Genomic DNA, 14,103 nt, shown 5'->3' with positions numbered 1-14,103 from the left:
TCTCGAGACCGTCGAGCAGGCCATGCCCGCCGAGGCGCGCGTGCCCACCGTCATCGCGGACGACGTCCACATCGTCTACCGCGTCAACGGCGGCCCCAAGGGCAAGGGCAGCGCCACTGCCGCGCTGAGCCGCATCATGCGCCGCAAGGGCGCCCCCGGTATGCGCGAGGTGCACGCCGTGCGCGGCGTCACCTTTGTGGCCTATCGCGGTGAGTCGATCGGCCTGATCGGCTCCAACGGGTCCGGCAAGTCGACGCTCCTGAAGGCCGTGGCGGGCCTGCTGCCCACCGAGCGCGGCAGCGTCTACACCGACGGCCAGCCGTCGCTGCTCGGCGTGAACGCGGCCCTGATGAACGACCTCACCGGTGAGCGGAACGTCATACTGGGCGGTCTGGCCATGGGGATGTCGCGCGAGCAGATCCGCGAGCGATATGCGGACATCGTCGACTTCTCGGGCATCAATGAGAAGGGTGACTTCATCACCCTCCCCATGCGCACCTACTCCTCCGGCATGGCGGCCCGCCTCCGCTTCTCCATCGCGGCGGCCAAGGACCACGACGTCCTGATGATCGACGAGGCCCTGGCGACCGGTGACCGGAAGTTCCAGAAGCGCTCCGAGGCCCGCATCCGGGAGCTGCGGAAGGATGCCGGAACGGTCTTCCTCGTCAGCCACAACAACAAGTCCATCCGGGACACCTGTGACCGGGTGCTGTGGCTGGAGAAGGGCGAGCTGCTGATGGACGGTCCGACGGACGAGGTCATCAAGGCCTACGAGAAGGAAACCGGCAAGTAGCCGAAAACCCGCCAGGGGCCGGGGCCGCGCGGCGGTCCCGGCCTCCGCGTGCACCCGTCCTGTGGAAAAGCTCACGCACTGTCACCCCGCCCCATTAGGGTGGTGGTCAGAAGGGTCCATCGGGCTTACGGGGGGGGTGACGCGTGCGCGTGCTGCCGGGGATGGGGAACCGCGACGAATCGACCGTTCGGCGCGGGGTAAGCGGAAGCTGGGTTCCGCATCGGGGGAGGGACCTGGTGAACACACGTCCACCAGGTGGAATTTCGCCTTCCCGTCAGGGTGCGGGCGGGCCGTCCAGGGCGTCTCTGGGCACCGCGGCAGGCCGCCGACCGGCCGTCCCTCGGTTTCGGCCGCGCTCGCGCGGTCTCCGTACGGGCCGCCTGCGGACCGGAGGTGACGGAGAGGTACCGCCGCTGCCGCTGTTCACTAAACGGAGGCGCTGTATCGTGTGCGTGTACGCCGGGTTGCCGAGCGGCGGGGTATGAGGGAGGGGGACGCGTGTCGCCAGGGGAAGCGCACGTAGCACCGTACTCACGGCGTGAGCGGTTGCGCATCGCGACCATCCGCGAAATCAAGGACGTCGCCCGGACGCTCCTGGTTCAGGAGGGCCCGGAAAATGTGACCATCCGGGCCATCGCGCGTGAGATGGGCATGACCGCGCCGGCCGTCTATCGCTACTTCAGCAGCCGGGACGCGCTGATCCTGCAGCTGCGGGTGGACATCTTCGCGGAGATGGCCCGCTATATGCGCGGGGTCATCGGGCAGCTCCCCGAGGGCGAGCCCGGTCGCAGACTGATCGGGGGCGCCCGGGCGCTGCGCGTCTGGGCCATCAAGCACCCGCATGAGTTCGGGCTCATCCTCGGACCCTGGGCCCCGGGCCTCGGGCGTGAGGAGACCAAGCCTGAGCGCACGATGGGCTGGGTCTTCGGGTCCGTCTTCTCCGACCTGGTCTCCGACCTGTGGCGGGTGCGGGGCTTCCCCGCTCCCGAGGAGGACGAGCTGGAACCGGCTCTCGCCCGTCAGCTGGGGGCGCTCAGCGAGGACCAGGGCGTCGACATGCCGCCGGGCGCCATCGCCGTCATGCTGCGCTGCTGGGCGCGGTTGTACGGGGTGATCTCGATGGAGGCGCTGGGGCACATGTCGTTCGGGCTCTCGGAGGGGAAGTGCTTCTTCGAGTTCGAGCTGCGCGACCTGTGCGCCATGCTGGACATCACCGAGTTCTACGACGAGGCCGCCTGACCAGGCTGCCGTGCGGGGGCCGGGGGCGTCGCCGGGGTGTGGCCCCGTACGTGTGTGCGTGGGAGGCGTAAGCTGTAGCAATGCCCAACCGGATCATGTCGGACGTGTGCGGCTGCCCTCTGTTCCGGGGTGCGCGGCCGCACGCCGCCCACGTATCGGCGCGGCGTGTCCGGATCGTGCCGACCCTGGTAACCGGTGTAGAACGGGGGATGTGACGGCATTGGCTCCACGGCCCATCTTCAGTACGCCCACGGGCCCCGGTCACCGGGATCCGCGCGGCGTCGTGGCCCTCGCCCGTACGCCTGGCTGTCCACGGTGACCGCGGAGGACGAGCGCAGCAGCGGATCCTCCACCATGTCGGGCAGCCTGAGCGGCGGACAGGAAGCCGCGCGCGCCGTGCTCGACAAGGCCGCCCACGAGAATTTCCCCGTGGCCCCCTTCTTCGTCCCCCGTGCCTGGCGCGCCGACCTCATGGCCGTCTACGGCTACGCCCGGCTGGTCGACGACATCGGCGACGGCGATCTGCCGCCCGGCGGCGCCGACGCCGAGCTGCTGGGCCTCGACCGGTCCCTCGCCGACGACTCCGTAGCGATGCTCGACGCCTTCGAGGCCGATCTCGGCCGCGTCTTCGACGCCGGCTCCGCCGCGCCCCGCCATCCGCTGCTGCGCGCGCTGCGCCCCACCGTCCGCCGCCACGGTCTCACCCCGGGGCCCTTCCACGGCCTGATCGAGGCCAACCGCCAGGACCAGCGGGTCCGGCGGTACGCGTCCTTCCAGGAGCTGCTGGACTACTGCGAGCTGTCGGCCAATCCGGTGGGGCGGCTCGTCCTCGGCATCACCGGCACCGCCACCCCTGAGCGGGTCCGCCGCTCCGACGCGATCTGCACCGCCCTGCAGATCATCGAGCACCTCCAGGACGTCTCCGAGGACCTCCGCAGGGACCGCGTCTACCTCCCGGAAGAGGACATGAAACGCTTCGGGGTGTCCGAGGCCGACCTCGCCGCCCCGAAGGGCGGTGCATCGGTGTGTGCCCTGGTCGCGTACGAGGCGGAACGCGCCCGAGACCTGCTGAATGAAGGCACCCCCCTGGTGGGTAGCGTCCACGGCAGGCTGAAGGTGCTGCTCGCCGGATTCGTGGCCGGGGGGCGGGCCGCCTTGCGGGCGGTCGCGGCCGCGGGACATGACGTACTCCCTGGACCGCCCAGGCCCACCAAGCTCAGCCTGCTGCGCGAGGTGGGGGCGACACTGCGAAGAGAGGGGTGAGCCGGACCGTGGACGGATCTCCGCACGCGTCCGCGCCAGTGCTCGCGGCATACCGCTACTGCGAGGCCGTGACCGGGCACCAGGCCCGCAACTTCGCCTACGGCATCCGGCTGCTGCCCACCGAGAAGCGCCGGGCGATGTCCGCGCTCTACGCCTTCTCGCGCCGCATCGACGACATCGGCGATGGCGCGCTGGCCCCCGACGCCAAGCGGACCCGGCTCGGGGAGACCCGCGGACTGCTCGACCGGATCCGCGGCGGCGCGATCGAGGAGGACGACACCGACCCGGTGGCCGTCGCGCTCAGCCACGCCGCCCGGCGCTTCCCGATCCCGCTCGGCGGGCTCGACGAGCTGATCGACGGCGTGCTGAAGGACGTGGCCGGGGAGACGTACGAGACCTGGGACGACCTCAGGGCCTACTGCCGCTGTGTGGCGGGCGCCATCGGGCGCCTCTCGCTGGGCGTGTTCGGCACCGTGCCCGGCGCGCGCGACGCCGATCGCGCCCCCGAATACGCCGATACGCTCGGTCTCGCGCTCCAGCTGACCAACATCCTGCGCGACGTCCGTGAGGACGCCGCGACCGGGCGCACCTATCTGCCCGCCGACGACATCGCCAAGTTCGGCTGCACCGCTGCCTTCCACGCCTCGGTCGCCCCGTCCGACGCCGACTTCACCGGTCTTGTGCAGTTCGAGGTCCGGCGGGCCAGGGCGCTCTTCGCCGAGGGATACCGGCTGCTGCCCATGCTGGACCGGCGCAGCGGGGCGTGCGTGGCCGCCATGGCGGGCATCTACCGCAGACTTCTGGAGCGGATCGCCCAGGACCCCGCGGCCGTCCTGCGCGGCCGCGTTTCGCTTCCGGGCCACGAGAAGGCGTATGTCGCGGTGCGCGGCCTCGCCGGGCTCGACGCCCGCACCGCCGTCCGCCGCGGGCCCGGGGGGCTCCGGTGATCGACGCAACCTTCGCGCCCGGCCTCGCGTCGTGTCCACCCGAGGGGGTGAACACATGACAACCGGCACCGCACACTCCGCCGACCGGCCGAACCCGGACCCGGCAGGCCGCCCCGAGGGGGCGGCCGCGCTCGTCCGTGACCCGTACGCACAGGTGAGCGAGGAGCAGGGTGCGCCGCGGACGGCGGTGGTGATCGGCGGGGGGCTCGCGGGGACGACCGCGGCGCTCGCGCTCGCCGACGCCGGTGTGCGCGTCACGCTGCTCGAGGGGCGCCCCCGGCTCGGCGGGCTCGCCTTCTCGTTCCGCCGCCCCTCACCGGCCGGTGAGCTGACCGTCGACAACGGGCAGCACGTCCACCTGCGCTGCTGCACCGCATACCAGTGGTTCCTGGACCGGGTCGGCGCCACCGCGCTCGCCCCGCTCCAGGGCCGGCTGGACGTACCCGTCGTGGACGCCGCCGCGCGGCCCGGACGGCGGCTCGGCCGGCTGCGCCGCACCGGCCTGCCGGTGCCGCTGCACCTGGCCGCGAGCCTTGCCACCTATCCGCACCTCTCGCTCGCCGAGCGCGCCGGAGTGGGCCGCGCCGCGCTCGCCCTGGGGCGGCTCGACCCGCTGGACCCGGCGCTGGACGCGGAGGACTTCGCGGGCTGGCTGCGCCGCCACGGCCAGTCGCCGCGCGCCGTCGAGGCGCTGTGGGACCTGGTGGGCGTGGCCACGCTCAACGCCACCGCCGAGGACGCCTCACTGGGCCTGGCCGCGATGGTCTTCAAGACCGGGCTGCTCTCCGAGGCCGGGGCCGCCGACATCGGCTGGGCCCGGGCCCCGCTCGGCGAGCTGCACGACACCCTCGCCCGCGCCGCCCTGGACGCGGCGGGCGTGACGACCGAGCTGCGCACCCGCGTCACCGCCGTCACCGCCGCCGGGGGCCGCTGGACCGCGCACACCGACCGCGGCCCGCTCCACGAGCCGGTGGACACCGTGGTCCTCGCCGTACCGCAGCGGGACGCGCACGCCCTGCTGCCCGACGGCGCCCTCGACGATCCGGACCGGCTGCTGCGGATCGGCACCGCGCCCATCCTCAACCTGCACGTCGTCTACGACCGCACCGTGCTGCGCCGCCCGTTCTTCGCCGCGCTCGGCAGCCCCGTCCAGTGGGTCTTCGACCGTACGGACGCCTCGGGGCTGCGGGACGCGCCGGGGGCCGGGGACAGCCAGTACCTGGCGGTGTCGCAGTCCGCCGCGAGGGACGACATCGACCGTCCGGTGGCCGAGCTGCGCGCCCGCTATCTGCCGGAGCTGGAGCGGCTGCTGCCGGCCGCCCGCGGCGCGCGGGTACGGGACTTCTTCGTCACCCGGGAGCGCACCGCGACGTTCGCCCCGGTCCCCGGCGTCGGCCGGCTGCGGCCGGACGCCCCCACCAACGCGCCCGGCCTGTACCTGGCCGGTTCGTGGACCGCCACCGGCTGGCCCGCGACCATGGAGGGCGCCGTGCGCAGCGGGCTCACCGCTGCCCGTGCCGCCCTCTCCGACGGCCGCCCGCATTCGATTCCGCTTCCCGCCGTCGGCGGGGGGACGCCCAAGGAGGCGGCATGAGCACCACCACAGAAACCAGAGGAGAGCCCGTGACCCCGGCGACCCCAGCTGTCGACTCCGCAGGCGTGGCCGCGCTGCTGGAGCGCGGCCGTACGCTTGCCACGCCGGTGCTGCGCGCGGCGGTGGACCGGCTGGCTCCGCCCATGGACACCGTCGCCGCCTACCACTTCGGCTGGATCGACGCCGACGGCCGGCCCGCCGCAGGGGACGGCGGCAAGGCCGTGCGCCCGGCACTCGCGCTGCTGTCCGCGCAGGCGGCCGGCGCGGCCCCGGAGATCGGGGTGCCCGGCGCGGTCGCGGTCGAGCTGGTCCACAACTTCTCCCTGCTGCACGACGACCTGATGGACGGTGACGAGCAGCGCCGCCACCGCGACACGGTGTGGAAGGTGCACGGGCCGGCCCAGGCGATCCTGGTCGGGGACGCGCTCTTCGCCCTCGCCGGCGAAATACTGCTGGAGCTGGGCACCGCGGAGGCGGGCCGGGCCACCCGCCGGCTCACCTCCGCGACCCGCAAGCTGATCGACGGCCAGGCGCAGGACATCTCCTACGAGCACCGGGAGCGGGTCACCGTCGAGGAGTGCCTGGAGATGGAGGGCAACAAGACGGGCGCGCTGCTCGCCTGCGCCGCCTCCATCGGGGCCGTGCTCGGCGGCGCCGACGACCGTGCCGCCGACACCCTGGAGCGGTACGGCTACCACCTGGGGCTCGCCTTCCAGGCCGTGGACGACGTGCTCGGCATCTGGGGCGACCCGGTCTCCACCGGCAAGCAGACCTGGAGCGATCTGCGGCAGCGCAAGAAGTCCCTGCCGGTGGTCGCCGCCCTGTCCGCCGGGGGCCGGGCCTCCGAGGACCTGGCGCAGATCCTCGCGGCCGACGCGCACAAGCCGATGGAGGAGTTCGCCGACTTCAGCGAGGAGGAGTTCGCGACCCGCGCCGCGCTGATCGAGGAGGCGGGCGGCCGGGACTGGACCTCGCAGGAGGCCCGCAGGCAGTACGCGAGGGCCATCGAGGCCCTCGACGAGGTGGACATGCCCGGCGACGTACGAGATCAGTTCGTGGCGCTCGCCGACTTCGTCGTCGTCCGGGAGAGATGATCACTACCGACCGTGTCTAGGCCCGCAGGGGGTGTCTTGTCGATCAGGCCGGATCAGCGAGCCCGGGATGATCGGCAATACACCCCCTAAGACCAGGCTCGCAGTCGTGCCGGCCGGCACCAGACCCGGTGCCGGCCGACAGCAGGCCCCAACGACGGCAGATCACACTGCAGAGGGGAAGCCATGACAGCGACAACCGTCCAACCGTCCGAGTCATCCGAGTCCGAGACGTTAGTGGTCGCCCGTGAGGCGACGGCCCGCGCGGTCCGGCATCTACTCGCCCGCCAGGACGAGCAGGGCTGGTGGAAGGGCGACCTGGAGACCAACGTCACCATGGACGCCGAGGACCTGATGCTCCGGCAGTTCCTCGGCATCCAGAAACCCGACGTGCTCGACGCCGCGGGCCGCCACATCCGTTCGCAGCAGAACGCGGACGGCACCTGGGCGACCTTCCACGGCGGCCCGCCGGAGCTGTCCGCCACGATCGAGGCGTACGTCGCCCTCCGGCTGGCCGGTGACGCGCCCGACGCACCCCATATGGCGGCCGCCTCGGCGTGGGTGCGCGACCAGGGCGGGGTGGCGAACAGCCGGGTCTTCACCCGCATCTGGCTGGCACTCTTCGGCTGGTGGCGGTGGGAGGACCTGCCCGAGCTGCCACCGGAGATCATCTACTTCCCGAGCTGGCTGCCGCTCAACCTCTACGACTTCGGCTGCTGGGCGCGGCAGACCATCGTGCCGCTCACCGTCGTCTCCGCGAAGCGCCCGGTGCGCCCCGCCCCGTTCTCCCTCGACGAGCTGCACGCCGACCCGCGGAGCCCGAATCCGCCGCGCCCGGCCGGGCCCCTCGCCTCCTGGGACGGCGCCTTCCAGCGGCTGGACCGGGCCCTGCACCTGTACCGCAAGGTGGCCCTGCGCCCGCTGCGCCGGGCCGCGCTGCGCTCCTGCGCCCGCTGGATCGTGGAGCGGCAGGAGAACGACGGCTGCTGGGGCGGGATCCAGCCGCCCGCCGTCTACTCCCTGATCGCGCTCCACCTCCTCGGCTACGACCTCGACCACCCGGTGATGCGCGCCGGGCTCGACTCGCTGGACCGCTTCGCCGTCTGGCGCGAGGACGGCAGCCGCATGATCGAGGCCTGTCAGTCCCCGGTCTGGGACACCTGTCTGGCCGTCATCGCGCTCGCCGACGCCGGGCTCGCCCCCGACCACCCCGCCCTGGTCAAGAGCGCCGACTGGATGCTCGCCGAGCAGATCGACCGGCCCGGCGACTGGTCCGTCAAGCGGCCCCGGCTCGCCCCCGGCGGCTGGGCGTTCGAGTTCCACAACGACAACTACCCCGACATCGACGACACCGCCGAGGTCATCCTCGCGCTGCGCCGCGTCGACCACCCCCAGCCGGAGCGGCTCGCGGCGGCCGTGCGGCGCGGGGTGCGCTGGACGCTGGGCATGCAGTCCCGGAACGGGGCGTGGGGCGCCTTCGACGTCGACAACACCAGCCCGCTGCCCAACCGGCTGCCGTTCTGCGACTTCGGCGAGGTCATCGACCCGCCGTCGGCCGACGTCACCGCCCATGTCGTCGAGATGCTGTCCCACGAGGGCGGCGCCCGCGATCCGCGCACCCGGCGCGCCGTCAGCTGGCTGCTGGCCGAGCAGGAGCCCAGCGGCGCCTGGTTCGGCCGGTGGGGCACCAACTATGTGTACGGGACCGGCTCCGTCGTCCCCGCCCTGGTCGCCGCCGGGATCCCGGCCTCCCATCCGGCCGTCCGCCGGGCCGTGCGCTGGCTGGAGAGCGTGCAGAACGAGGACGGCGGCTGGGGCGAGGACCAGCGCTCGTACCCCGACCCCGAGTGGATGGGGCGCGGCGCCTCCACCGCCTCGCAGACCGCGTGGGCGCTGCTGGCGCTGCTGGCGGCGGGGGAGCGGGAGAGCAAGGCGGTCGAGCGCGCGGTCGGCTGGCTCGCGGCCACCCAGGGCCAGGACGGTTCCTGGGACGAGCCGTACTTCACCGGCACCGGCTTCCCCTGGGACTTCTCCATCAACTACCACCTGTACCGGCTGGTCTTCCCGCTCACCGCACTCGGGCGCTACGTGAGCGGTGAGGTCACCGGGGCGCGGCCGCGGAGGACCTGATGGCCTCCGGCCCGGCCCCGGACACCGGCGGTGCCCCGCTGCTGATCGCCTGCGCGCTCGGCATCGAGCGGTTCGCACTGCGGGGGGCCGGTCCCGGCGGCGCCGCCGGGCCGGTGACGGTGCTGCGCACCGGCATGGGACCGCAGGCGGCCGAGCGGGCGGTGAGCCGTGCGCTGGCCGCGGGTCCTGACCGGGCCCAGGGGGTCCGTACCGCCGTCGTCGCCACCGGCTTCTGCGCCGGGCTGGCGCCGGGGATGCACCCGGGGGACCTGGTGGTGGCCGACGAGACCCGTGACCCGGCCGGTCACACCCCGTGCCACGGCAGCCGGATCCTCGCCGAGGCACTGGCCCGCCACGCCCGGCGGGCCGGCGGTGCCGGGCGCACCGGCACCGGCACGGTCCATATCGGGCCCGTCGTCGGCTCCAACCATGTGGTGCGGGGTGCGGAGCGGGCCGACCTGCACGCCACGGGGGCCATCGCGGTGGACATGGAGTCCGCCGCCACCCTGCGCAGCGCGGTGCGCGCCGGGGCACGCCCGGTTGCGGCCGTCCGGGTGATCGTGGACGCTCCTGAACATGAGCTGGTCCGCATCGGGACACTGCGCGGTGGAATATCGGCTTTCCGGGTACTACGAACTGTTCTTCCCGCTTTTTTCGACTGGCACCGTTCCTCTCTTCTCCCAGGAGGTGAGCTAGATGGCCATGCCGCTCCGCCAGACCATCCGGGTCGCGACGTATCTCTTTGACCAGAAGGTGATCAAGCGCCGGGACAAGTTCCCGCTGATCGTGGAGTTGGAGCCGCTGTTCGCCTGCAATCTCAAGTGCGAGGGCTGCGGCAAGATCCAGCATCCGGCGGGGGTGCTCAAACAGCGCATGCCGGTGGCGCAGGCGGTCGGCGCGGTGCTGGAGTCGGGCGCTCCGATGGTCTCCATCGCGGGCGGCGAGCCCCTGATGCACCCGCAGATCGACGAGATCGTCCGACAGCTGGTGCAGCGGAGGAAGTACGTCTTCCTGTGCACCAACGCGATGCTGCTGCGGAAGAAGATGGACAATTTCACTCCCTCCCCGTACTTCGCCTTTGCCGTGCACATCGACGGGCTGCGCGAGCGCCATGACGCGTCGGTGGCGAAGGAGGGGGTGTTCGACGAAGCGGTGGAAGCGATCAGAGAGGCCAAGCGGCGTGGCTTCCGGGTCACCACCAACTCCACCTTCTTCAATACCGACACCCCGCAGACCGTTGTCGAAGTGCTCGACTTCCTCAATGACGACCTCAAGGTGGACGAGATGATGATCTCGCCCGCCTACGCCTACGAGAAGGCGCCCGACCAGGAGCACTTCCTGGGGGTCGAGCAGACCCGCGAGCTGTTCCGGAAGGCGTTCGCCGGCGGCAACCGCAGGCGGTGGCGGCTCAACCACAGCCCGCTCTTCCTGGACTTCCTGGAGGGCAGGACCGACTTCCCGTGCACCGCCTGGGGCATCCCGAACTACTCGCTCTTCGGCTGGCAGCGGCCCTGCTACCTGATGAGCGACGGATACGTCCCCACCTACCGCCAGCTGATCGAGGAGACCGACTGGGACAAGTACGGCCGGGGCAAGGACCCGCGCTGCGACAACTGCATGGCCCACTGCGGCTACGAGCCCACGGCCGTCCTGGCCACCATGGGCTCGCTCAAGGAGTCGCTGCGCGCGGCCCGCGAGAGCGCCGTGGGCTGACACACGAGGAGGGGAACCGAGCATGCCACTGCTGGAGAACATCCGGGGCCCGCACGACCTCAAGGCGCTGACCAGGGAGGAGCTTGCCGCACTCGCCCAGGAGATCAGGGAGTTCCTGATCACCGCGGTCGCCAGGACCGGCGGCCATCTGGGCCCCAACCTGGGCGTCGTCGAGCTGTCCATAGCCCTGCACCGCGTCTTCGACTCGCCGGTGGACCGCATCCTGTGGGACACCGGCCACCAGTCCTATGTCCACAAACTGCTCACCGGCCGTCAGGACTTCTCCAAGCTCCGCGGCAAGGGCGGGCTCTCCGGCTATCCGTCGCGCGCCGAGTCAAGCCACGATGTCATCGAGAACAGCCACGCCTCCACCGTGCTGGGCTGGGCCGACGGCCTCGCCAAGGCCAACGAGATCCGCGGCCGCACCGATCACGTGGTCGCGGTCATCGGCGACGGCGCGCTCACCGGCGGCATGGCCTGGGAGGCGCTCAACAACATCGCCGCCGCCCGCGACCGCCCGCTGATCATCGTCGTCAACGACAACGAACGCTCCTACGCCCCCACCATCGGCGGCCTCGCCGGCCATCTCTCCACCCTCCGCACCACCGACGGCTACGAACGCTTCCTCGCCTGGGGCAAGGACGTCCTCCAGCGCACCCCCGTCGTCGGCCAGCCGCTGTACGGATCGCTGCACGGCGCGAAGAAGGGGTTCAAGGAGACCTTCGCGCCCCAGGGCATGTTCGAGGACCTGGGACTGAAGTACGTGGGCCCGATCGACGGGCACGACACGGAGGCCGTCGAGGGGGCGCTGCGCCGCGCCAAGCGGTTCCACGGCCCCGTCCTCGTCCACTGCATCACCGAAAAGGGCCGCGGCTACCGGCCCGCCCTGGAGGACGAGGCCGACCGCTTCCACACCGTCGCCGCGATGGACCCGCTCACCTGCGCCCCCCTCATCCCCTCCGGCGGCCGGTCGTGGACGTCGGTGTTCGGCGAGGAGATGGTGCGGATCGGGGCCGAGCGGCCCGATGTGGTGGCCCTCACCGCCGCGATGCTCGATCCCGTTGGCCTCGCGGGCTTCGCCGAGGCGTACCCGGACCGGGTGTGGGACGTCGGCATCGCCGAGCAGCACGCCGCGGTCTCGGCGGCCGGGCTCGCCACCGGCGGACTGCATCCCGTCTTCGCCGTCTACGCGACGTTCCTGAACCGCGCCTTCGACCAGCTGCTGATGGACGTCGCCCTGCACAAGTGCGGAGTGACGTTCGTCCTCGACCGGGCCGGAGTCACCGGCACCGACGGGGCCAGCCACAACGGCATGTGGGACATGTCCGTCCTCCAGGTGGTGCCGGGCCTGCGGATCGCCGCCCCGCGCGACGCGGACCAGCTGCGCGCCCAGCTCCGGGAGGCGATCGCCGTGGACGACGCGCCGACCGTCGTCCGCTTCCCCAAGGAATCGGTGGGGCCGGCCATTCCGGCGCTCGATCGGGTCGGCGGGATGGATGTGCTGCGCGAGGGCGACGATGTGCTGCTCGTGGTGGCCGGGGTCATGGCGCCGGTGGGCCTGCGCGCCGCCGAGCTGCTGGCCGAGCGCGGCATCGGCTGCACGGTCGTCGACCCGCGCTGGGTCAAGCCCGTCGACCCCGAACTGCCCTCGCTCGCCGCCCGCCACCGCGCGGTGGCCGTCGTCGAGGACAACGTGCGCAGCGCCGGGGTGGGCGCGGCCATCGGCCAGGCGCTGCGGGACGCCGGTGTCGATCTGCCGCTGCGGACCTTCGGCATTCCCGAGGCGTTCCTGCCGCACGCCAAGCGTGGCGAAGTGCTCGCCGACATCGGACTCACCCCGGCCGAGATCGCGGGCCGGATCGGTGCGGCCCTGGCCCGTATCGATGTGCGCAACCCCGCCGGGGCCGCCGCCAAGGAGAGGGACGCATGACAGCAGCCGAGCAGCGCTCGGGTTTCGACCTGGGCAAGCTCCTGGCCGGGCGCGGGTCCGAGCGGTACGACCTGCACACCCGGTACCTCAACCATCAACTGCCCCGGATGCTGCACACCATCGGCTTCGACAAGGTCTACGAGCGCGCCGAGGGCGCGTACTTCTGGGACGACGAGGGCCAGGACTACCTGGACATGCTCGCCGGTTTCGGGGTGATGGGCCTGGGCCGTCACCATCCCGTCGTCCGCAAGGCGCTGCACGATGTCCTGGATGCCTCGCTCGCCGATCTGACCCGCTTCGACTGCCAGCCGCTGCCCGGACTGCTCGCCGAGAAGCTGCTCGGCCATGCCCCGCACCTGGACCGGGTCTTCTTCGGCAACAGCGGTACGGAGTCCGTCGAGACCGCGCTCAAGTTCGCCCGCTACGCGACCCGCAAGCCGCGCATCCTCTACTGCGAGCACGCCTTCCACGGGCTCACCACCGGCTCGCTGTCGGTCAACGGCGAGGACGGCTTCCGCGACGGGTTCGCACCGCTGCTGCCCGACACCGCCATCGCGATGGGAGACCTGGACTCGCTGGAGCGGGAGCTGAGACGCGGGGACGTCGCCGGGTTCGTCGTCGAACCGATCCAGGGCAAGGGGGTGCACGAGGCGCCGCCGGGCTTCCTGCGGGCCGCGCAGGAGTTGCTGCGCCGCCACAAGGCGCTGCTCATCGCCGACGAGGTGCAGACGGGCCTCGGCCGCACCGGGGACTTCTTCGCCTACCAACACGAGGACGGCGTCGAACCGGACCTGGTGTGCGTGGCCAAGGCGCTCTCCGGCGGCTACGTACCCGTCGGCGCGACCCTCGGCAAGGACTGGATCTTCAAACGGGTCTACTCCTCGATGGACCGGGTACTGGTGCACTCGGCGAGCTTCGGCGCCAATGCCCAGGCCATGGCGGCGGGGCTCGCCGTCCTCACCGTCATGGAGGACGAACAGACCGTCGCAAACGCCCGCCGCACCGGCGAGCTGCTGCGCGACCGGCTCACCGCGCTCATCGACCGCTACGAGCTGCTGCACGACGTACGCGGCCGCGGGCTGATGATCGGCATCGAGTTCGGCAAGCCGGCCTCGCTCGGGCTGCGCAGCCGCTGGGCGATGCTCCAGGCCGCGCGCAAGGGCCTGTTCGCGCAGATGGTCGTGGCGCCGCTGCTCCAGCGCCATCGCATCCTCACCCAGGTCTCCGGCGACCACCTGGAGGTCATTAAGCTGATTCCGCCGTTGATCATCGGCGAGCGGGAAGTGGACCGCTTCGTCGAGGCGTTCACAGCGGTCATGGATGACGCACACGGGGGCGGCGGCCTGATGTGGGAGTTCGGCCGGACTCTCGTCAAGCAGGCGGTGGCCAACCGCTGACGAGAT

11 protein-coding genes are annotated in these 14,103 nt (G+C 72.0%); all 11 read left to right on the top strand.

Going from position 1 to position 14,103, the window contains the following annotated elements; genetic code table 11:
- Positions 1–22: 22 nt before the first annotated feature.
- The 11 genes from ACH4SI_RS06630 to ACH4SI_RS06580 all read left to right on the top strand — a co-directional run bounded on the left by ACH4SI_RS06630 (position 23) and on the right by ACH4SI_RS06580 (position 14,097).
- Positions 23–793 (top strand): ABC transporter ATP-binding protein, encoded by a 771-nt coding sequence (locus ACH4SI_RS06630; protein ID WP_398293933.1) that lies wholly within the window; start codon positions 23–25, stop codon positions 791–793.
- Between the two features lie 546 nt (positions 794–1,339).
- The gene (locus ACH4SI_RS06625; protein ID WP_398293299.1) at positions 1,340–2,032 is read left to right on the top strand and encodes a TetR/AcrR family transcriptional regulator; all 693 of its coding nucleotides are present in this window, start codon (positions 1,340–1,342) and stop codon (positions 2,030–2,032) included.
- A 354-nt stretch (positions 2,033–2,386) separates the two neighbouring features.
- Entirely contained in the window at positions 2,387–3,295 is a 909-nt protein-coding gene (gene hpnC, locus ACH4SI_RS06620) for a squalene synthase HpnC (RefSeq protein WP_398293296.1), read from the top strand.
- Complete coding sequence (gene hpnD / locus ACH4SI_RS06615) at positions 3,292–4,242, top strand: presqualene diphosphate synthase HpnD (RefSeq protein WP_398293294.1); 951 nt, start codon at positions 3,292–3,294, stop codon at positions 4,240–4,242. Before hpnC ends, hpnD begins: the two co-directional genes overlap by 4 nt.
- A 55-nt stretch (positions 4,243–4,297) precedes the next feature.
- Complete coding sequence (gene hpnE / locus ACH4SI_RS06610) at positions 4,298–5,836, top strand: hydroxysqualene dehydroxylase HpnE (protein WP_398293292.1); 1,539 nt, start codon at positions 4,298–4,300, stop codon at positions 5,834–5,836.
- Entirely contained in the window at positions 5,833–6,930 is a 1,098-nt protein-coding gene (locus tag ACH4SI_RS06605; RefSeq protein WP_398293289.1) for a polyprenyl synthetase family protein, read from the top strand. The genes hpnE and ACH4SI_RS06605 overlap by 4 nt, the downstream gene beginning before the upstream one ends.
- A 183-nt stretch (positions 6,931–7,113) precedes the next feature.
- A complete protein-coding gene (gene shc / locus ACH4SI_RS06600) occupies positions 7,114–9,057 on the top strand; it encodes a squalene--hopene cyclase (RefSeq protein ID WP_398293287.1) in 1,944 nt (647 codons plus the stop codon).
- On the top strand, positions 9,057–9,803 hold the full coding sequence (locus ACH4SI_RS06595) for a 1-hydroxy-2-methyl-2-butenyl 4-diphosphate reductase (protein WP_398293285.1): 747 nt from the start codon (positions 9,057–9,059) through the stop codon (positions 9,801–9,803). Before shc ends, ACH4SI_RS06595 begins: the two co-directional genes overlap by 1 nt.
- Complete coding sequence (gene hpnH / locus ACH4SI_RS06590) at positions 9,754–10,770, top strand: adenosyl-hopene transferase HpnH (RefSeq protein ID WP_398293282.1); 1,017 nt, start codon at positions 9,754–9,756, stop codon at positions 10,768–10,770. The genes ACH4SI_RS06595 and hpnH overlap by 50 nt, the downstream gene beginning before the upstream one ends.
- 22 nt (positions 10,771–10,792) lie before the next feature.
- A complete protein-coding gene (gene dxs / locus ACH4SI_RS06585) occupies positions 10,793–12,700 on the top strand; it encodes a 1-deoxy-D-xylulose-5-phosphate synthase (protein ID WP_398293280.1) in 1,908 nt (635 codons plus the stop codon).
- Positions 12,697–14,097: an aspartate aminotransferase family protein gene (locus ACH4SI_RS06580; RefSeq protein ID WP_398293278.1), complete on the top strand. Its 1,401-nt coding sequence runs from the start codon at positions 12,697–12,699 to the stop codon at positions 14,095–14,097. Before dxs ends, ACH4SI_RS06580 begins: the two co-directional genes overlap by 4 nt.
- The last annotated feature ends 6 nt before the right edge of the window (positions 14,098–14,103 follow it).

Origin of the sequence: Streptomyces sp. NPDC021212, from assembly GCF_044332925.1 — a bacterium.
GTDB lineage: Bacteria > Actinomycetota > Actinomycetes > Streptomycetales > Streptomycetaceae > Streptomyces.
Note: the sequence above shows the minus strand (reverse complement) of the source record. Positions and strands in the feature narration are given on the sequence as shown.

Excerpts from the sequence above, each read along its gene's own strand:
- ACH4SI_RS06630 (WP_398293933.1), top strand. The coding sequence starts at position 23 with ATGCCCGCCGAGGCGCGCGTGCCCACCGTCATCGCGGACGACGTCCAC.
- hpnC (WP_398293296.1), top strand. The coding sequence starts at position 2,387 with ATGTCGGGCAGCCTGAGCGGCGGACAGGAAGCCGCGCGCGCCGTGCTC.
- hpnE (WP_398293292.1), top strand. The coding sequence starts at position 4,298 with ATGACAACCGGCACCGCACACTCCGCCGACCGGCCGAACCCGGACCCG.
- ACH4SI_RS06605 (WP_398293289.1), top strand. The coding sequence starts at position 5,833 with ATGAGCACCACCACAGAAACCAGAGGAGAGCCCGTGACCCCGGCGACC.
- shc (WP_398293287.1), top strand. The coding sequence starts at position 7,114 with ATGACAGCGACAACCGTCCAACCGTCCGAGTCATCCGAGTCCGAGACG.
- ACH4SI_RS06595 (WP_398293285.1), top strand. The coding sequence starts at position 9,057 with ATGGCCTCCGGCCCGGCCCCGGACACCGGCGGTGCCCCGCTGCTGATC.
- hpnH (WP_398293282.1), top strand. The coding sequence starts at position 9,754 with ATGGCCATGCCGCTCCGCCAGACCATCCGGGTCGCGACGTATCTCTTT.
- dxs (WP_398293280.1), top strand. The coding sequence starts at position 10,793 with ATGCCACTGCTGGAGAACATCCGGGGCCCGCACGACCTCAAGGCGCTG.
- ACH4SI_RS06580 (WP_398293278.1), top strand. The coding sequence starts at position 12,697 with ATGACAGCAGCCGAGCAGCGCTCGGGTTTCGACCTGGGCAAGCTCCTG.